This is a genomic window from Sinomonas sp. (genome assembly GCF_036848755.1).
GTDB lineage: Bacteria > Actinomycetota > Actinomycetes > Actinomycetales > Micrococcaceae > Sinomonas.
On record NZ_DAIUJO010000043.1, the window covers coordinates 4,594 to 23,535 of the forward strand.

The 18,942-nt window shown below is 68.0% G+C and carries 18 protein-coding genes and 2 tRNA genes; 14 read left to right on the forward strand and 6 right to left on the reverse strand.

What is annotated here, in order from left to right; genetic code table 11:
• Positions 1-178: 178 nt before the first annotated feature.
• A complete protein-coding gene (locus V7053_RS08880) occupies positions 179-1,069 on the reverse strand; it encodes an acyl-CoA thioesterase (RefSeq protein ID WP_334171917.1) in 891 nt (296 codons plus the stop codon).
• A 91-nt stretch (positions 1,070-1,160) separates the two neighbouring features.
• Between V7053_RS08880 and V7053_RS08885 the strand changes: the two genes are divergently transcribed.
• A complete protein-coding gene (locus V7053_RS08885; protein ID WP_334171918.1) occupies positions 1,161-1,733 on the forward strand; it encodes an acyl-CoA thioesterase in 573 nt (190 codons plus the stop codon).
• On the forward strand, positions 1,730-2,419 hold the full coding sequence (locus V7053_RS08890) for a hypothetical protein (RefSeq protein ID WP_334171919.1): 690 nt from the start codon (positions 1,730-1,732) through the stop codon (positions 2,417-2,419). The genes V7053_RS08885 and V7053_RS08890 overlap by 4 nt, the downstream gene beginning before the upstream one ends.
• A 14-nt stretch (positions 2,420-2,433) precedes the next feature.
• Here the strand turns inward: V7053_RS08890 and V7053_RS08895 are convergent, their stop codons facing one another.
• From V7053_RS08895 to pepN, 4 genes are all read right to left on the reverse strand, one after another.
• Positions 2,434-2,850, reverse strand: a complete 417-nt coding sequence (locus V7053_RS08895) for a globin (RefSeq protein WP_334171937.1) — start codon at positions 2,848-2,850, stop codon at positions 2,434-2,436.
• Between the two features lie 103 nt (positions 2,851-2,953).
• Positions 2,954-3,691: a mechanosensitive ion channel family protein gene (locus V7053_RS08900; protein WP_334171938.1), complete on the reverse strand. Its 738-nt coding sequence runs from the start codon at positions 3,689-3,691 to the stop codon at positions 2,954-2,956.
• A 160-nt stretch (positions 3,692-3,851) separates the two neighbouring features.
• Entirely contained in the window at positions 3,852-4,319 is a 468-nt protein-coding gene (locus V7053_RS08905) for an OsmC family protein (RefSeq protein ID WP_334171920.1), read from the reverse strand.
• 9 nt (positions 4,320-4,328) lie between these two features.
• Positions 4,329-6,893 carry an aminopeptidase N gene (gene pepN, locus V7053_RS08910; protein ID WP_334171921.1) on the reverse strand — a complete coding sequence of 855 codons (2,565 nt, stop codon included), beginning with the start codon at positions 6,891-6,893 and terminating at the stop codon, positions 4,329-4,331.
• A 135-nt stretch (positions 6,894-7,028) separates the two neighbouring features.
• Between pepN and V7053_RS08915 the strand changes: the two genes are divergently transcribed.
• The 10 genes from V7053_RS08915 (at position 7,029) to V7053_RS08960 (ending at position 14,789) form a co-directional block, all read left to right on the forward strand.
• Positions 7,029-7,988: a hypothetical protein gene (locus V7053_RS08915; RefSeq protein WP_334171922.1), complete on the forward strand. Its 960-nt coding sequence runs from the start codon at positions 7,029-7,031 to the stop codon at positions 7,986-7,988.
• 39 nt (positions 7,989-8,027) lie between these two features.
• Positions 8,028-8,510, forward strand: coding sequence for a ribose-5-phosphate isomerase (locus tag V7053_RS08920; protein WP_334171923.1), 483 nt, complete (start codon positions 8,028-8,030; stop codon positions 8,508-8,510).
• Between the two features lie 5 nt (positions 8,511-8,515).
• Positions 8,516-9,418, forward strand: a complete 903-nt coding sequence (locus V7053_RS08925) for an Fpg/Nei family DNA glycosylase (protein ID WP_334171924.1) — start codon at positions 8,516-8,518, stop codon at positions 9,416-9,418.
• 69 nt (positions 9,419-9,487) lie between these two features.
• Positions 9,488-9,558 (forward strand) — tRNA-Gly (locus V7053_RS08930).
• Between the two features lie 71 nt (positions 9,559-9,629).
• Positions 9,630-9,704: transfer RNA gene (locus V7053_RS08935), tRNA-Pro, on the forward strand.
• A gap of 65 nt (positions 9,705-9,769) precedes the next feature.
• Positions 9,770-11,149: a trigger factor gene (tig, locus tag V7053_RS08940; protein ID WP_334171925.1), complete on the forward strand. Its 1,380-nt coding sequence runs from the start codon at positions 9,770-9,772 to the stop codon at positions 11,147-11,149.
• A 216-nt stretch (positions 11,150-11,365) separates the two neighbouring features.
• Positions 11,366-11,986: an ATP-dependent Clp protease proteolytic subunit gene (locus tag V7053_RS08945; protein ID WP_334171939.1), complete on the forward strand. Its 621-nt coding sequence runs from the start codon at positions 11,366-11,368 to the stop codon at positions 11,984-11,986.
• 39 nt (positions 11,987-12,025) lie between these two features.
• Positions 12,026-12,685, forward strand: coding sequence for an ATP-dependent Clp protease proteolytic subunit (locus tag V7053_RS08950; RefSeq protein ID WP_334171926.1), 660 nt, complete (start codon positions 12,026-12,028; stop codon positions 12,683-12,685).
• Between the two features lie 149 nt (positions 12,686-12,834).
• A complete protein-coding gene (gene clpX / locus V7053_RS08955) occupies positions 12,835-14,124 on the forward strand; it encodes an ATP-dependent Clp protease ATP-binding subunit ClpX (protein ID WP_334171927.1) in 1,290 nt (429 codons plus the stop codon).
• Positions 14,125-14,165: 41 nt separating this feature from the next.
• Positions 14,166-14,789: a mycothiol-dependent nitroreductase Rv2466c family protein gene (locus V7053_RS08960; protein WP_334171928.1), complete on the forward strand. Its 624-nt coding sequence runs from the start codon at positions 14,166-14,168 to the stop codon at positions 14,787-14,789.
• 300 nt (positions 14,790-15,089) lie between these two features.
• On the opposite strand, the gene valS is transcribed toward V7053_RS08960, so the two are convergent.
• Positions 15,090-17,720 (reverse strand): valine--tRNA ligase, encoded by a 2,631-nt coding sequence (gene valS / locus V7053_RS08965; protein ID WP_334171929.1) that lies wholly within the window; start codon positions 17,718-17,720, stop codon positions 15,090-15,092.
• Between the two features lie 50 nt (positions 17,721-17,770).
• Here valS and V7053_RS08970 point away from each other — a divergent pair, with 50 nt between their 5' ends.
• Entirely contained in the window at positions 17,771-18,124 is a 354-nt protein-coding gene (locus V7053_RS08970) for a DUF488 domain-containing protein (RefSeq protein ID WP_334171930.1), read from the forward strand.
• Positions 18,125-18,133: 9 nt separating this feature from the next.
• On the forward strand, positions 18,134-18,937 hold the full coding sequence (locus V7053_RS08975) for an SDR family oxidoreductase (protein ID WP_334171931.1): 804 nt from the start codon (positions 18,134-18,136) through the stop codon (positions 18,935-18,937).
• The last annotated feature ends 5 nt before the right edge of the window (positions 18,938-18,942 follow it).

An 18,942-nucleotide genomic window follows, 5' to 3' on the forward strand; every position in this document is an offset into this window, starting at 1 on the left:
ATGCTGCCGCGCCGCACCGCGTGACGCATCGCAAACTCACCCGCGACTGATGCGCTGAGACTGATGCGCTGAGACTGATGCGCTGCGACCGATGGTCGCCTTCCGCAGGCCACGGCCGGGGAAGGCGACCATCGGACGTGTTCACTAGGGCGGCGGGACCGCTAGGGCGGCGGGACCGCTAGGGGAGCGGGATGCGGACCATGCCCTCCTGGCCCACGGTGGCGACGTGCACGCCGTCGCGCGTGAAGATGCGCCCCACACCCAGTCCCCGCGCTCCATGCGCGCTCGGCGACTCCTGCACGTAGAGGAGCCACTCGTCGACTCGCACGGGCCGGTGCCACCACATGGCGTGGTCGAGGCTCGCGATGTTGAGTTCGGGGGTGACCCAGCTGAGGCCGTGACGCCGCAGCACCGGCTCGAGCACCGTGTAGTCGCTCGCATAGGCGAGCGCCGCGCGGTGGACCCGGTCATCGTCGGGCATGGGGCCAAACGTCTTCATCCAGACGGCGTTGCGGGCCACGTGGTCGCCGGACGCCGAGATGTAGAGCGCGGAATCGACGTGGCGAACGTCGAAGGGCCTGTCGAAGGCCCAGTACTGCGCGACGGGATGGTCGATGGATCCGAGCAGATCGGCCGTGCTTGGCAGGGATTCCGGGTCTGGAAGTCCGGCGGGCATCTCGGACTGATGGTCGACGCCCAGTGACTCGGTCTGGAACGACGCAATCATCGACAGGATCGGCACGCCGTCCTGATAGGCGTGGACCTGCCGCGCCGAGAAGGACCGCCCGTCGCGCAGGCGTTCGACGCCGAACGTGATGGACTTGTCAGCATCTCCCGGACGCAGGAAGTAGCCGTGCATCGAGTGCACGACCCGGTCGGCCGGAACGGTCCTCGTCGCCGCCATGAGGCTCTGGGCCAGCACCTGGCCGCCGAAGACGCGGTGCCGCGGTTGCCGCTCGCTGGGCCCCACGAAGATGTCCTTGTCGGTCCGAGCCCCACCGAGGTTGTCGAGGTCGAGGAGGGTCAACAGCGTGTCCGTGGGTCCGGACTGGCGGGCGGGCGACGTCATGCCTCGACACTAGACGCGCCCTGATGAAGCCAACAACCCGACGTGGCGACGCCGGTTCGCGAGCCGAGGCCCGGCGGGGGAAGATGGAAGCATGCCTGCCGCCTACCAATTCCCACTGCAGCTGCGTTTCGGCGATGTGGACTCGTACGGGCACGTCAACAACGTGCGCTTCCTGCAGTTCCTGGAGGACGCCCGCGTCCACTGGCTCCGCGAACCGCTTCCCCGAGGCGAGCAGGACGGCGGCACCGAATCCGGCACGGAATCCACCATGTACGACTTCGTGACGCCCGAGAACTTCACCCTCGTCGGTCGGCACGAGATCGAGTACCTCGCGCCGCTCCTCTACCGGCCGGCTCCGATCGCGGTGAATCTCTGGCTGACGAGACTCGGGGGTTCGAGCTTCGACCTCGGCTACTCCGTTGCCGAGAGGGACGGCAGCACGCTCTACGCCTACGCTGCGACGTCCATGGTGCTCGTGAGCCGTTCGACCGGGCGCCCCGTCCGCGTCCCTCCCGGCCTCCGTGCGGCTTTTGGCCACTACACCGGCCCAGCCGTCCCCTTCCGCAGGCGGCCGCCCCTGCCCGCCGAGGTGCCCGCGGGCGCGCCCGCCCAAGGGGCCGGCGAGGGTTCCTCGCACCTGTCTGTCGGGGGAGGCGCGGCATGAGCGCCGCTGACGTCCAGACCGTCCTTGACCTCGGTGATCGCGAGGCCGTGGCCGATCTCGGCACGTTCATCGCCCGTGCCCGGGCCATCGACTCCGCGGGCGCCATCAGGCTCCAGGCCGTGGGCCCTGTCCTCGCGATGTACGTGTGCGTCCTCCGTCCGCGCATGCTCGGCGAGGAGACTCCGACGGTGCTCGGTATGCGGGCGCTGCCACTCGCGCGTCCGGCCGACGTCGACACGACAGTGCCGATGGCCTCCGTCGCCGACCGTCTCGCGCGCCTTGGCGACGGCGGAACGCTCCTCGACGTCCCGCCGTCGTCCGTCCACGTGCCGTGGGCCGCGGTGACGCCGCCGCGCGGGCCCTGGGCCCGCGTCGGCGAAGTCTCCGCCGAGGTCTTGACGGCAGCAGCGGCGGCTGGAATGGCGGAGGTGGCCGCCAGGGTGCCGGAGCAGCCCGGAGCGGCCATGGTCGACGGCGCGCGCGCCCACGTGTGGGGGAGGGACGTGGACGGCGCGGACGGCCTCCCCGCCGGCGTCGCCTTCGCGGCGGAGGCCCTCGGCTTCCTGCGGCCCGGCGAGACCCTGCCGATCTTCGAGTCGGGCGCGTGGCTTCGGGTCAGTTCGCCCCGCGGCCATGTGCTGTGCCGAGTTCCGGGCAGCAGGAGGGTTCCGGGCAGCAGGAGGTGAGCTGCCCGGCCGGGTCAGTCCTCGAACGTGTTGACGAGGGAGTGGGCCGCGCGCTCGAGGTAGTCCCAGAGCGTGGCGTCGTGGAGCGGGGAGAGGTGCAGTGCGTCCACCCCGGCGCGCATGTGGTGGAGCCACCTGTCGCGGGCCTCGGGGTTGACCTTGAACGGAACGTGCCGCATGCGCAGGCGAGGGTGTCCCCGTTCCTGGCTGTACGTGCTCGGGCCGCCCCAATACTGCTCGAGGAACATCGTGAGTCGGCGCCGCGCGGGGCCCAGGTCCTCCTCGGGATACATCGGCCGCAGCACCGGGTCCTCCGCGACGCCGTCGTAGAACACATCCACGAGCTTGACGAAGGCCTCGTGGCCGCCGATCTCCGCGTAGAAGGTGTTGGCGTAGTCCTCTTGGGCAAACGGGTCGTTGACCTTGAGCAGGTTTCTGCGGGTCAGCCCCTCGCTCTGATTCTCGGTCACTGGCGCGAGCCGTCCTTCCTCATGCTGTCCTCGATCCACGGTAGCCCGTTCCAACCGCAGCCCCTCACTCCGCGGCGCGCTGGCCCTGCGCATCCGGCTTCGTGGCAGCGGGACTGACGCCCTGCCCCGGACCCGTGGTCTGGGCCTGACCCGCGTTCTGGACCTGAGGCGTACCCGGAGCGGGCGTCGCAGCGGCCGCCAGGTAGGAACCCTGGGAACGGTTGCCGACGCGGAGGATCTCGCCGTTCCGCAGGTACCAGATCGCGCCGTCCTCCGCGCGGACCCGCGTGATGCGCAGGCCGACGCTCTCGACCGTCCCGACGACCTCCCCGGCGCCGAGCTCGATGACGTCGCCGATGCCGAACTGGTCCTCGAGCGTCAGGAAGATCCCGGAGAGGAAATCGCGGATGAGCTGCTGGGCGCCGAACGCGACGGCGACGCCGAGGATGCCGACGCTGGTCAGGAGCGGGGCGATGTCGACGCCGAATGCCTTGAGCACATAGATGAGGACGATCGTCGTGATGACCACGACGACCACCGAGTTCAGGAGCGACCCGATCGTCTTGGCGCGCTGGGCCCGCCGCTCCGAGTCGAGTGCACGGAGCGCAGGAGCCGCCCACCGGAAGAGGCGGCGCTTCGTGAGCTGTGAGCCTGCGAGGACCCGCTTGACGACTTGACGGATGAGGAATGACGCCACGAGCCACACGATCAGGCCGACGCCGATGGCGATCGCCACCTGCAGGAGGGTGGAGTTGAACGTATTCACGGCCGTGTTGAGCTCGGCGGCCGTGAGGTGCGGCATGGGCGATCCCGTCGACGACGGCGTGGGGCTGGGTGTGGGGGTGGGCGAAGCCGTGGCGGTGGGTGCGGTCAGGGGCATACGCAGAGCGAACTGCACAGTCCGAGTGCCTCCTCAGCTGGGGGAAGTGGTGCTTTTCCACCCTACCGAGGTTTGCTGGACGTCAGGGAAACGAGGGTTCGGCGTGGACCGGAAAGTTCACAGAGCGCGCGATGAAGCACAGGTGGTGGGCCTCCTCGTGCAGCGCGTCCGCGAGTTCGCGCTGGCCTTCGTCCGCTAGCTCCACCCTCGGGTGCAGTGCAGCTTCCGTGAATTCCCCGCTCCCGTCCCGATTGAGGCGCATGGTCCCCTGGGCGGAGTCGGTGTATCCGGTCACCACGACGCCATGGGTCACCGCCACGTGGAGGTACGAGAGCATGTGGCACTGCGCGAGAGCCGTCAGCAGCAGCTGCTCGGGATTGAAGCGATCTCTGTCTCCTCGGAAGGTGGGGTCGGCGGAGCCGGGCAGGACGGGCAGGCCCGGGAGGGCGATGTCGTGCTCTCGCCCATACTCCCGGTACCCGGACGTCCCCGTGCCGCGATTGCCGGTCCACGTGACGGTGACGCTGTAGTGGTGCTCGCCCAGGGCCATGGCTCGAGGCTACCGGTCGGCGGCCTGCGCGCGCAGGGCCCGGGCCACGCCGTCGCGGTTCTCGAGCATCATGCGGCGCAGGGCGCCTTGATCCTCGCCCAATCCGGAGATGAAGGCATCCGTTCGGTCGAGCGTCGATTCGGTCGTCTGCCGGGCTGGGTAGAGGCCGACGACGATCTGCTGGGCGAGCGCGTGGGTCCGGTCGGCGACGATGCGGGGGACGGCGTCGAAGTACTTCTCCGCGTACGGCTCGATGAGGCGAGCGTCGTGAACGCGGACGAAGCCGTTGACGGCCGCCTGCTGGACTGCATTCGAGAGCTCTCCGGTCTCCACGATCTTGTGCCACGCCTCAGCCTTGGAGGCGGCCGTGGGGAGCGCGGCCTTCGCGAGCGCGGCGGCGCACTGCCCGGTCGAGGTGTTGTCGTGGGCGAGCTCGTCGTCAATCCGATCGGCGCCGATCCGGCCGCCCGCTGCGAGCGACGCGAGGAGTTCCCACCGGAGGTCCTGGTCGACCTCGAGCCCCGGGACCGAGAGCGATCCGTCGAGCAGTCCGGCGACGCACTCGAGATGCTCGGCGGAGGCGGCGAGCCCGGAGAACGCCTTGACGAACTGAAGCTGCGAGTCCGAGCCGCCTGCCGCATCGAGGGCGAGGGCCCAGAGGCGGTCTGCGGTCGAGCGCTTGGTCTCGGCCTGGGCGGTGGGGGAGACGTAGAAGTCGAGGGTGGTGGCGAGCTGGCGCAGAAGGGTCTGTACGACCGACGAGTCGGTCTCTGCGCCGATGTTGGCCAGCACGAGGTCGACGTAGGCGCGGGCCGGCGTCTCCGCATCCCGAGCCCCGTCCCAGGCCGAGCCCCACACGAGGGTCCGCGGGAGGCTTTCGGCGATGTCGCGCAGATGGGCCGTGGCCGTTGCGAGTGAGGCAGGATCGAGCCGGACCTTCGCATAGGCGAGGTCGTCGTCGTTGAGCAGGATCAGCTCGGGGCGACGCGTGCCCACGAGTGCCGGAACCTCGGTGAGGGCGCCCTCGACGTCGAGCTCTTCGCGGCGCGTCCGGATGAGCCGGCCTTCGCCGTCCCGGTCGTAGAAGCCGATGGCGAGGCGGTGCGGCCTGAGGGTGGGTTGGGTGTCGGCAGCGCTCTGCTGGACGCCGAATCGCGTGATGACGCCCTCGCCGTCGGTCTCGACGAGGGGCGCGAGCGTGTTGACCCCCGCGGTCTCGAGCCACAGGGCGGCCCAGGAGGAGAGGTCTCGGCCGCTGGCCTCTTCGAGCTCCGTGAGGAGGTCCGCGAGGACCGTGTTGCCCCACGCGTGCTTCGCGAAGTAGCTGCGGACTCCGGCCATGAACTGCTCCTGGCCTACCCACGAGACGAGCTGCTTGAGCACCGAGGCGCCTTTCGCGTACGTGATGCCGTCGAAGTTGACCTCCACATCGGCGAGATCGCTGATGTCCGCGAAGATGGGGTGGGTCGTCGGGAGCTGGTCCTGCCGGTAGGCCCATGATTTCTCGACCGAGGCGAACGTGGTCCACGCGTGTCCGAAGTCCGGCGTGTGTGCCGCCGCGAGGTGGGACATGTACTCCGCGAAGGACTCATTGAGCCAGAGGTCGTCCCACCAGCGCATCGTGACGTAGTCGCCGAACCACATGTGGGCGAGCTCGTGCAGCACGGTGATGGCCCGGCGCTCGACTGTCGCCTGGGTGGGCTTCGACCGGAAGATGTAGCTCTCGAGGATCGTGACGGCGCCCGCGTTCTCCATTGCGCCCGCGTTGAACTCGGGCACGAAGAGCTGATCGTACTTCTCGAACGGGTACTCGCAGCCGAACTGCTCCTCGAAGAACGCGAAGCCGCGTTTCGTGGTCTCGAAGATGTTCTCGGCGTCGAGATACTGCATCAGCGACTTGCGCGCGAAGATGGCCAGCGGGATGGGCCGACCGGCCGAGTTGACGAACTCGTCGTGAACGGACTGGTACGGGCCCGCGATGAGGGCCGTGACGTAGCTGGAGAGCCGCGGGGTGGAGGCGAAGCGCCACAGCGAACGGGCCGCGCCGTCCCCGGCCGGGGCAATGCTCTCCGGTTCCGGGGTGGGGGAGTTGGAAACGATCGCCCAGTGCGACGGCGCCGTGACGGTGAAGCTGAAGCTCGCCTTGAGGTCCGGCTGCTCGAAGACAGCGAACATGCGCCGTGAGTCCGGGACCTCGAACTGCGTGTACAGGTACACCTCGCCGTCGACCGGGTCGACGAAGCGGTGCAGCCCCTCGCCAGTGTTCATGTAGCGTGCGTCGGCGTCCACGACGAGGACGTTGTGCGCGTCGAGGCCCGGGAGCTGGATCCTGACCCCGTCCGACAATTCGGCCGGCTCGAGTTCGCGACCGTTCAGCGTCAGGGAGCGGACAGAGTCTGTGATGGCGTCGATGAACGTGCTGGAGCCGGGAACAGCGTCGAAGACGACCGTCGTCCGTGACCCGAAGACGCGTTCCCCTCGGGTGAGGTCGAGTTCGACCGCGTAGCTCTCGACCCTGAGCACGGTCTTCCCTCGCTCGATGGCCTCGGATCGGGTCAGGTTCGTCCCTGGCATGCGCGCCTCCTCGCACTAACGTCCCGGCGCTGTGGCGCGCCGCACATATTTGAAATTATTCTTTCAGTTCCCGGCCCCGTGCAAGTAGGCGCTCGCGTGTGACACGCGCAGCGAGCCCTGCGCTAGCGTGGTGGCATGGCTGAGACGGAGGGGCGCTGGGACCACAAGGCCGTCCGATTCGCGATCGGCTACCCGATCCTCCTCGCCGCCGGATTCCTCCTCGCCGCGTTCACGTTCAGGGGCCAGGTTCCCGAGCCCGTGGCCTGGCTGTGGGACGCCGGGGGCGGCCGCTCCTTCGTCCCCTTCTGGGCCTACCTGCTGGGCGGGGCGGGACTCGTCGCCGTCATCGGCGTCCTCCTCTGCCTGCAGGCGGGCCTCCAGACCAGGCCGCCCATCTCTCGGAAGGTCTTCATGGCCGGCGGCGTCGGGATGTCCATGTTCCTCGTGACTGTTCTCGCGGCCGGCCTCATCGGCCAGGTGGGGGCCAAGGACGCCCGGGACACGCACCCAGACCCCATCGTCCTCGCCTCGGGGAGCGGCGCGACGCTGGCGCTCGCGGTCGTCATGTTCATGATCTTCAAGCCGGACGAGCAGTGGAGCCCGCGGGATGAGGAGGCGCTCCTCGAAGTCCTGGATCCCGAGCGGGTCCGGAACACGTTCGTCTTCTGGGCCCACGCCCGCTCGTCGGTGTTCGTCATGCTTGCCGTCGTCGGCATCAACCTCTCGCTCCTCATGCTCCTCGTCTCGCCCTGGATCTCCGCCGTCATCACCCTCGCGTGCCTCGTGATCGCGTCGATGCTGACTCTCCGCGTGAGCGTCGAACCCGAGGAGGTGACGCTCGCGTTCGCGGGCATCCTGCGCGTCGCGCGGATCAGCCCCGCCCGCGTCCTGCGCGCCGGGGCAGGCGCGGTCTCAGCGCGCTCCTACGGAGGGTGGGGCTACCGGAAGCGAGGCAAGCTCGTCACGGCCCTCGTCGCCAGCGGGCAGGCCGTCGACGTGCTCTGCCGCGACGGCGCCCGCTACGTGTTCTCCGCGAAGGACCCGGCGCTCGCCGAACACGTCGCGGAAGTGCTCGGCGGCCCCGCGGCAAAGTAGGCTTGACGCGCCCCACCCTGACTCGAGAGGAACTCCGCCGTGACCAAGCCCCGCGTCCACATCGCCACCGATCACGCTGGGATGGAACTGAGCTCGCATCTCGTGAGCCACCTCGGCGGACAGGGCTACGAGGTGGTCGACCATGGTCCCCGCGAATACGACCCCCTCGACGACTACCCGGCGTTCTGCATCCGGGCCGCGCTCGCCGTCGTCGCGGATCAGGAGGCTGGCATCCACGCGCTAGGGATCGTGCTCGGCGGCTCCGGCAACGGCGAGCAGATCGCGGCGAACAAGGTCAGGGGCGTCCGTGCGGCCCTCGCCTGGAACCTCGATACGGCTCGACTCGCGCGCGAGCACAACGACGCGAACGTCATCGCCGTCGGGGGCCGCCAGCACAGCGTCGAGGAGGCCACCGGCCTCATCGAGGCGTTCCTCGCCGAGCCGTTCAGCCACGACGAGCGTCACGTGCGCCGCATCGGGAAGATCGCGGTCTACGAGACCACGGGCGAGATCGTGGACTGAGGGTCGTGCCCGAGGGTCATTCCATTCATCGCCTCGCCCGCCAGTTCGACGACGTCTTCGCGGGCGAGCGGCTCACCGTCACGAGCCCTCAAGGCCGCTTCGCCGACGGGGCAGCCCTCCTTGACGGCCGCGTCCTCGAGTCTGCCCGTGCGCACGGCAAGCAGCTCTTCCTCCGGTTCGAGGGCTCGCTGTACCTCCACGTGCACCTCGGGCTCTACGGCGCGTGGGATTTCGGTGGGGATGCCACTTTCCGCGGTGCTTCGAGCATCGGCGCGCCTCGGCGCGTCGGCGAGCGCGAGCTTGCGGAGGACGACGCCGGGACGGCCTACGCGGGGCCGCCCGCTCCCGTCGGGGCCGTCCGAGTGCGGCTCGCGTCCGAGCATGGGTGGGCTGACCTCCGCGGAGCGACCGTGTGCTCGGTGGCAACCCAACCCGAGGTCGACGTCGTTCTCGCGCGTCTCGGCCCGGACCCCCTCGGCGTTCCCGTGGCGGGGGCCGATCCGGGGGAGGAGTTCGCGAGGCGGGTGAACCGCCGTCGGACGCCCCTCGCACGGCTCCTCATGGACCAGTCCGTCGTCGCAGGCATCGGCAACGTCTACCGCGCCGAACTGCTGTTCCGCGCCAGGCTCGATCCGGCGCTTGCGGGGAGTGCTCTTGGCCCCGAGCGGGCTCGCGAGCTGTGGGCCGACGCGGTCGTGGCCCTGTCGCAGGGTATGCGTGATGGGCGGATTGTGACCACGGCCCCGTCGTATTGGACGAGCGCCGCTGGGACTCTGCCGGATCCGGAAGAGTCCCACTGGGTCTACAGGCGGCATGGACTCGCCTGCAGGATCTGCGGGAGGCGCATACTGCTTGCGGACGAGGCCGGACGGAAGCTCTACTGGTGCCCCGCGTGCCAGAGCGGCTGACATCTGCGGGCGCGAAGCCCGCCTGATTTGACAGCGGTTCGGGCACCGGCTTTAGTTGAAGGCGCCCAAGGGGCTGTAGCTCAATGGTAGAGCGCCAGTCTTCCAAACTGGATACGCGGGTTCGATTCCCGTCAGCCCCTCTCTCGCGCTCTTCGATGCGCGAGTGTGCGCCCCTGCAGCGTCGCCTGTATTGTGGTCTGTGCACCGGAGACGGGGTGTAGCTCAGCTTGGCTAGAGCGCCTGCTTTGGGAGCAGGAAGTCGCAGGTTCAAATCCTGTCATCCCGACAGTTCCGCCGTCGGCAAGCCAGCCAGGGCGGCAACCCTACCAGAACATCCAGGAGAGCCACGCTGTGAAGAGCGCCGCCGAGAATCTGACCCCTACCCGCGTCAAGCTGAACGTCGAGGTCCCCTTCGACGAGCTCAAGCCGAACATTGACGCGGCGTACAAGCAGGTCGCCGAGCAGATTCAGGTCCCGGGCTTCCGCAAGGGCAAGGTCCCCTCCCGCATCGTCGACCAGCGCGTGGGCCGTGGCTACGTCCTCGAGACCGCGATCAACGACGGCCTCAACGAGTGGTACCAGCAGGCCGTCGCCGAGACGGGAATCCGCCCGCTCTCGCGCCCCGAGGTCGAGATCACCGAGGTGCCGGACCCTGCCGCGACCGACGGCCAGCTCACCTTCAGCGTCGAGGTGGACATTCGCCCCGAGGTCGAGCTCCCGGACTACGCAGGACTCAAGGTCGAGGTCGAGGCGGTGGAGGCTTCGGACGAGGACGTCGAGAAGTCCCTCAACGAGCTCCGTTCGCGTTTCGGGACGCTCAAGCCCGTGGACCGCCCGGCTCAGGCCGACGACTTCCTCACCATCGACCTCACCGCGACGGTCGACGGCGAGCAGGTCGACTCGGCGTCGGGCCTGTCCTACCAGGTGGGCTCCGGCACGATGCTCGACGGCCTTGACGAGGCCGTGACCGGCCTCAGCGCCGACGAGGAAGCCATCTGCGAGACCAAGCTCGCCTGTGGCGAGCACGCCGGGAAGGACGCCCAGGTGAACGTCAAGGTCACGGCCGTCAAGGAGCGCGAGCTCCCGGAGGCCGACGACGACTTCGCCCAGCTCGCGTCCGAGTTCGACACGATCGCCGAGCTGCGCGAGGACCTCGCCAAGCAGGCCGCCGATGCCAAGGTGGCGCAGCAGGGCATCGAGGCCCGTGACAAGGTCCTCGACAAGCTGGTCGAGCTCGTCGAGGTCCCGGTTCCGGAGACCGTCATCGACGAGCAGGTCTCGGCGCACTTCAACCCCGAGAACGGGGGCCACGCCGCGGGCGAGGACCACGACACCGAGGAGCACCGCGCCGAGGTCAAGGCCAACACGGAGCGGGCCTTCAAGAACGAGGTCATCCTCGACGCGATCGCCGACAAGGAGGAGATCGGCGTCTCGCAGAACGAGCTCATCGAGTACCTCATCTCGACCGCTTCCCAGTACGGCATGGACCCGAACCAGTTCGCGCAGATCATGGATCAGTCCGGCCAGGTGCCGATGATGGTCGGTGAGGTGCGCCGCCGCAAGGCTCTCGCCGTCGTCCTCGGCCAGGCCGAGGTGACCGACTCCGAGGGCAACGCCGTCGACCTCACGGATTTCGTGCGTCCGGCGACGGAGGAGCCCGAGGCTGAGGGCTCTGAGGAGGCGGCTGCCGAGGTCATCCCGAGCGACGACCCTGCCGCTGCAAAGTTCTGATCGACGTTCCCAGGAGGCCGCCGACCCCGCGCAAGTGCGAGGTTGGCGGCCTCCGTCGTTTCGCCCTGAGCGCACGCTCTGCATCCCCCGAGGGCTGTGCCCGGCGGGAGCATGCGCCGAAAGCGAACAGCGGCGGCGCGCGGAACAAAGAGGCTTCGAAACGGGCTAGTGTCCCTGTAGCAACCGCTTTTGGAGCAGATCGAGAGGTATCGCACGATGCACCAGCAGGAGAGCACGCCGCGACTGGCGGGGCCCGCCGAGGCGAACGGTCAGGACTACATCTACCAGCGGCTCCTCAAGGAGCGGATCATCTGGCTCGGTTCGGAGGTCAGGGACGACAATGCGAACACGATCTGCTCGCAGCTGCTCCTGCTCTCAGCCGAGGATCCAGAGAAGGACATCTACCTCTACATCAACTCGCCTGGTGGTTCAGTGACCGCTGGCATGGCGATCTATGACACCATGCAGTACATCTCGAACGATGTGGTGACCGTTGCCACGGGTCTCGCCGCTTCGATGGGGCAGTTCCTGCTCTCCTCGGGCGCCAAGGGCAAGCGGTACGCAACCCCGCACGCGCGCATCCTCATGCACCAGCCTTCGGGCGGCATCGGCGGCACGGCGTCGGACATCAAGATCCAGGCCGAGCTCATCCTGCACATGAAGCAGGTCATGGCTGAGCTCACCGCCGAGCAGACGGGTCAGACCGTCGAACAGATCCTCAAGGACAACGACCGCGACAAGTGGTTCACCGCCCAGGAGGCGCTCGAGTACGGGTTCTTCGACAAGATCGCCGAGCGCGCGGGGCACGTGACCGGCGGCGGCGGGACGGATAGGTAAGAGACGCCCGCGGCAACGCACGGCAAGAAGGAGCAACTGATGAACTACAACATGGGCGCCAACGCGGCTGGTCTGCCGACGAGCCGCTATGTCCTTCCGCAGTTCGAGGAGCGCACGCCGTACGGGTTCAAGCGTCAGGACCCGTACACGAAGCTCTTCGAGGACCGCATCATCTTCATGGGCGTCCAGGTCGACGACGCCTCGGCGGACGACATCATGGCCCAGCTGCTCGTCCTCGAGGCCAATGATCCCGACCGCGACATCACGATGTACATCAACTCGCCTGGTGGTTCGTTCACGGCCATGACGGCCATCTACGACACGATGCAGTTCATCCGGCCCGAGATCCAGACGGTGTGCCTCGGCATGGCTGCCTCCGCGGCGGCCGTCATCCTTGCTGCCGGAACCCCGGGCAAGCGGCTCGCCCTTCCGAACTCGACCGTCATGATCCACCAGCCGTCCCTCTCGGGCGGCCAGGGTGGCCAGGCAACCGACCTCGAGATTCAGGCACGCGAGGTCCTGCGCATGCGCGAATGGCTCGAGCAGACGTGGGCCAAGCACTCGAACAAGTCGCCTGAGGAGATCAGCCGCGATATCGAGCGCGACCTGTTCCTGACGGCTCCGGAGGCCCAGGCCTACGGACTGGTGGATGAGGTCCTCGAGTCGCGCAAGATTCGGCAGAGCGCGATCGCCCGCTGACCGTGTGACGCCCGGGCGCCCGTCGCCGGACCGCCGGTGCCGCCGAGAAATGTTCGGCGGCACCGGCGTTTGGCTTCGCTGCGCTGTCGGTGCGGTGTCCTACAGTGGAGTGGTCACGGCTTCTGCCCCTAGACGAAGGGATTCGACGAATGGCTCGGATTGGTGAGAGCGCGGATCTGCTGAAGTGCTCGTTCTGCGGGAAGAGCCAGAAGCAGGTGCGGAAGCTCATCGCGGGCCCTGGGGTCTACATCTGCGACGAGTGCATCGAGCTCTGCAACGAGATCATCGAGGAGGAGCTTGCGGAGGTCTCGGACCTCGGAAGCTTCGAACTGCCGAAGCCACGCGAGATCTTCGACTTCCTGCAGGAGTACGTGGTCGGCCAGGAGCACGCCAAGCGCGCCCTCGCTGTCGCCGTCTACAACCACTACAAGCGCATCCAGGCGGGCCACGGGTCGAAGTCCGGATCGCTTGCAGAGGGACACGGCCACGACGACGTGGAGATCGCGAAGTCGAACATCCTGCTCATCGGCCCGACGGGCTGTGGCAAGACCTATCTCGCGCAGACCCTCGCTCGCCGCCTCAACGTTCCCTTTGCCGTCGCGGACGCCACGGCACTCACCGAGGCGGGGTACGTCGGCGAGGATGTCGAGAACATCCTCCTCAAGCTCATCCAGGCGGCCGACTACGACGTCAAGAAGGCCGAGCAGGGCATCATCTACATCGACGAGATCGACAAGATCTCGCGGAAGAGCGAGAACCCCTCCATCACCCGGGACGTCTCGGGTGAGGGCGTCCAGCAGGCATTGCTCAAGATCCTCGAAGGCACGGTGGCGTCAGTTCCCCCGCAGGGGGGTCGCAAGCACCCGCATCAGGAGTTCATCCAGATCGACACGACGAACGTTCTGTTCATTGTCGCCGGGGCCTTCGCAGGCCTCGAGGAGATCATCGGGCAGCGCGCAGGCAAGAAGGGCATCGGATTCGGGGTGCCGCTCAGCTCGATCACGAAGCACGAGAGCACGTACTCCGACGTCATGCCGGAGGACCTGCTGAAGTTCGGGCTGATCCCCGAGTTCATCGGCCGTCTCCCGGTCATCACGACGGTCGAGAACCTCGACCGCCCCGCGCTCATGCAGATCCTGACGGAGCCGAAGAACGCCCTGGTCAAGCAGTACCAGAAGATGTTCCAACTCGATGGAGTGGAACTCCACTTCGAGGATGGCGCACTCGAGGCCATCGCTGACCTCGCCCTCGAGCGGGGAACGGGTGCCCGCGGACTCCGGGCCATCATGGAGGAAGTCCTCCTCCCCGTCATGTTCGATCTGCCGAGCCGCGACGATGTGGCGGGCGTGGTCGTGAACCGCGACGTCGTGCTGCGGCACGAGCAGCCGGCTTTGATCCCGCACAGTGTGGTCGCCAAGCGAAGGACCAAGTCCGCATAACGGGACCTGGTCTGCATGACGATCGACAGAAGGAGCAGAGGATGACTGACGTGGCAGAGGGAAACAAGAACAAGGCCGACTTCTGGTTCGACCCGGCGTGCCCCTTCGCTTGGGTGACGTCGCGCTGGATCGGCGAGGTCGAGAAGGTCCGCGACATCGAGACGGAGTGGCACGTCATGAGCCTCTCGGTGCTCAATGAGGGCCGCGAGCTGGAGAGCGACTACCAGCGAGCCATGGACGAGAACTGGGGTCCCGTGCGGGTCATCGTCGCGGCCTCCGAGCGCCACGGCAGGGAGCACATCAAGCCGCTCTACGACGCGATGGGGACCCTGATCCACAACGAGGGCGTCAAGGACCGGCCCGAGGTCATCCGGAGGGCCCTCGAGCAGGTCGGCCTTCCCGCTGACCTTGCCGAGTACGCCGATTCGGATGAGTACGACGCACAGTTGCGTGCGAGTCACAAGTCGGGAATCGAACTCGTGGGGCAGGACGTCGGTACGCCGGTCGTGGCGTTCAACGGCACGGCGTTCTTCGGCCCGGTGATGACGCGAGTGCCGCAGGGTGAGGAAGCCGGCGAGCTCTGGGACGCGTCCGTGACCCTCGCCGGCTATCCGCACTTCTTCGAGATCAAGCGGACCAGGACCGAACGGCCCAAGGCGGTCTGATCGCGAAGTCCAGGAGGGACGGGCGAATTACGAGACTGTACTTCGCCCGTCCCCCTTGCAGTCGCCTGTGATCCGGCTCACAATGATGAGTACCTCCTCCCCAACAGGATGAGGACGTGGAAACCGAAGATTCAGTGACAGCCGCAATGGACGCAGCCTCAGGCAAAGCCGGCGACTGGCTCTCAGTGACGGAGAGCAAGACCTGGATGCTAAGGATTCCGCCAGACTGCGCGACGTCACCGAGCAGCCGTAAAGTCGAAGCCCCACCAACGCGAGAACGCTGATGGGGCTTCCCCTTTGCTACGCCTCGACCGCAGCGAGCTCCACTCCGGAGACGCGAAGCTCTTCGGCACCGTCGTCGAGCACGATCTCGCGGGCGTTCGCTGCGGCCTGGAGATCGCCGAGGCCGCCCTCGAGCTGGGCCAGCTGGGCCGACGGCGCCGAGATGGTCGCGGAGAGGACCTCCGTGCGCTGCTTGACCTTGGCCTCGGACTTGGCCTTGCGAATGCCCGAGAGCGCGAGGCCCACGGTAGCCAGCATGCCGAGGTCGCCCTCGACGGGCAGCGGCTCCGGCCACGGCGCCCGGTGGACGGACCCCGCGCGCCACCAGCCCCACACCTCTTCGGTGGCAAACGGCAGGACGGGCGCGAACAGCCGCAGGAGCGAGTCGAGCGTGGTCGCCAGCGCAGCGAGGACGGACGCCTGCTGGGCCTCGCCCAGAGCGCCGTAGGCGCGATCCTTGACGAGCTCGACGTAGTCGTCCGTGAACTGCCAGAAGAACGTCTCCGTGAGCTGGAGCGCCTTGGCCGGGTCGTAGGCAGCGAACGCGCCGCCGGCCTGCGCGACGACGTCCGCGAGCTGCGCGAGAAGCGCGCGGTCGAGGGGGTTCACGAGGACGGGATCGGCCGGGTCGCGCAGGACGTTCGCCTCGGTCGCGCCGAGCCCCAGCACGAACTTGGAGGCGTTGAGGATCTTGATCGCGAGGCGGCGGCCGATCTTCATCTGAGCGACCTCGAAGGCGGTGTCTGCGCCGAGCTTGGCAGAGGCCGCCCAATAGCGGACCGCGTCCGCGCCGAACTCCTCGAGGATGTCCGTCGGGACCACGACGTTGCCCTTCGACTTGGACATCTTCTTCCGGTCCGGGTCGAGGACCCAGCCGGAGATCGCCGCATTCGTCCACGGAGCACAGTCGTGCAGGGCGTCAGCCCGCACCGCCGTCGAGAAGAGCCACGTGCGGATGATCTCGTGCGCCTGGGGGCGGAGGTCGAAGGGGAAGACGTTTGCGAAGAAGGCGTCGTCACGGCTCCACCGGCCCACGATCTGGGGGGTCAGGGAGGACGTCGCCCATGTGTCGAGAACGTCGGGATCGCCGGTGAAGCCGCCCGGCTGGTCCCGCTGCGACTCGTCGAAACCCGGTGCGGGCTCGGCCACCGGATCAACGGGAAGCATCGAGTCGTCGGGGACAATCGGGCTCTCATAGTCCGGGTTCCCACCCTCGTCGAGGCGGTACCAGACGGGGATCGGGACGCCGAAGAAGCGCTGCCGGGACACGAGCCAGTCTCCGTTGAGGCCCTCGACCCAGTTCTCGTAGCGCGAGCGCATGAACGGGGGGTGCCAGGAGAGCTCCCGGCCACGTTCGATGAGGCGCGCCCGGCGGTCGGCGTCGCGGCCACCGTTGCGGATGTACCACTGCCGGCTCGTGACGACCTCGAGGGGCTTGTCGCCCTTCTCGTAGAAGTTGACCGGGTGCATGATCTTCTTCGGCTCGCCGTCGAGCAGACCACGCTCGCCGAGCATCTTGACCACGGCCTCCTTGGCGGAGAACGCAGTCTTGCCGGCGATCTCCGCGTAGGCCGCGCGGCCCTCTTCGGACGTGATCCACTCGGGCGTGTCGTTCTGGAGCCGGCCGTCGCGGCCGATGATGGAGCGGGTCGGGAGCTGCAGCTCGCGCCACCACGTGACATCGGTGAGGTCGCCGAAAGTACAGACCATGGCAATCCCCGAGCCCTTGTCCGGCTTGGCGAGCGGGTGGGCCTTGACCTCGACCTCGACGCCGAACAGGGGCGAGCGCACGGTCGTGCCGAAGAGCGGCTTGTAGCGCTCGTCGTCGGGGTGTGCGACGAGAGCCGCGCAGGCGGCGAGCAGCTCGGGACGGGTGGTCTCGATGTGGACCTCGCGGCCGTCGTCGGCCGTAAAGGCGTAGCGGTAGTAGGCGCCTGGAACTTCGCGGTCCTCGAGCTCTGCCTGGGCGACCGCAGTGCGGAAGGTGACGTCCCACAGGGTCGGGGCTTCGGCGAGGTAGGCGTCGCCTTCCGCGAGGTTCCGCAGGAAGGCCCGCTGGGAGACGGCGCGGGAGACGTCGTCGATCGTGCGGTAGGTCATGTCCCAGTCGACCGAGAGCCCGAGCGTCTTGAAGAGGTGCTCGAAGACCTTCTCGTCCTCGACCGCGAGCTCCTCGCACAGTTCGATGAAATTGCGGCGCGAGATGACGTCGAAGTCCCGCTGGTTCTTGGCCGGCTGCGCGGGGGGACGGTAGTCGGCGTCGTACGGGATGCTCGGATCGCAGCGGACGCCGTAGTAGTTCTGGACGCGTCGCTCGGTGGGGAGGCCGTTGTCGTCCCAGCCCATGGGGTAGAAGACGTTCTTGCCCGTCATGCGCTGGTAGCGCGCGAGCAGGTCGGTCTGCGTGAACGAGAACATGTGGCCGACGTGCAGTGAGCCCGACGCGGTCGGCGGGGGAGTGTCGATCGAGTAGACCTGGGTCCGCGTGGTGTCCGGGTTGAAGCGGTAGGTTCCGTCGCTGAGCCAGCGCTCCGTGAGCTTGGCCTCGAGGCCCTCGAGGGCGGGCTTGTCGGGGACGGTGGGGGCTGGGGCGGCTGGCTGGGACGATGAGCCGGGCGTGTCTGTACCCGTGAGGTTCGCTTCAGGCATGGCTGCAATTCTACGTACAACTCCCCACGATGGCCGCCTAGCATGGGCGCATGGGTACCGTGAACGTGCGCCGCGTCTACGAGTCCTCGCCCGCCGGGGCGTTTCGCATTCTCGTGGACCGGGTCTGGCCGCGCGGCCTCACGAAGGAGAAGGCCGAGGTCGGCCTCTGGCTCAAGGAGGTCGCGCCCTCGACCGAGCTCCGCAAATGGTTCGCCCACGACCCTGACCGCTTCGAGGAATTCGCGGAGCGCTACCGGCAGGAGCTCGAGGGTTCAGAGGCCCTCGAGCAGCTCAAGGACGCTGTCGCGGAGCACGGTCAGGTCGATCTCGTCTATTCCGCCCACGACGAGGAGCACAATCAGGCCGTGGTGCTCCAAGACCTCCTTGCCGAGCGGCGGGGGTAGTTTGGGTTCATGACCTCCGACGCGACTCAGCTCACCCCCGCCCAGAACGCAGATTCGCCGGCCCGCCCCGCCCGGGCCGCGCTGGTGACGGGAGCCAGCACCGGCATTGGTGAGGCGACAGCACGCGCGCTGGCCGCCGAGGGATGGCGCATCTACGCCGTGGCGCGCCGCGCCGAGCGCCTCGAGCGCCTCGCGGCGGAAACAGGAGCGGTTGCGCTCCCGGCAGACATCACGGAGGACGACGACGTCGCCGACCTCGTGCGCGAAGTCGAGGCGGCCGGGGGCATCGACACTCTGGTCAACATCGCGGGCGGCGCCCGGGGCACGGATTGGGTCGCCGACGCGAACACCGACGATTGGGAGTGGATGCTGCGCGTCAATGTGATCGGCACGATGAAGGTCACCCGGGCCTTCCTGCCCATGCTGCGCACCCACGGCCACGGCACCGTCCTCAACCTCACCTCTGTGGCCGGACTTGTCTCGTACGAGGGCGGGGGCGGGTACAACGCCGCGAAGTTCGCCGAGCACGGCATGACCCGCGCCCTCCGCCTCGAGGAGGCCGAGCACAACGTGCGCGTCATCGAGGTCATGCCGGGCCTCGTCAAGACCGAGGAATTCTCGCTCAGACGCCTTGGCGGCGACGCGGAGGCGGCCGAGAAGGTGTACCGAGGGGTCGAGGAGCCGCTGACCGCGGAGGACGTCGCCGACGTCATCCGCTACGCCGTGACCGTGCCGCACCACGTCAATCTGGACGACATCGTGATCCGCCCCGTGGCTCAGGCTGCCGCCCACAAGCTCATCCGTCGCGGCTGACCGCT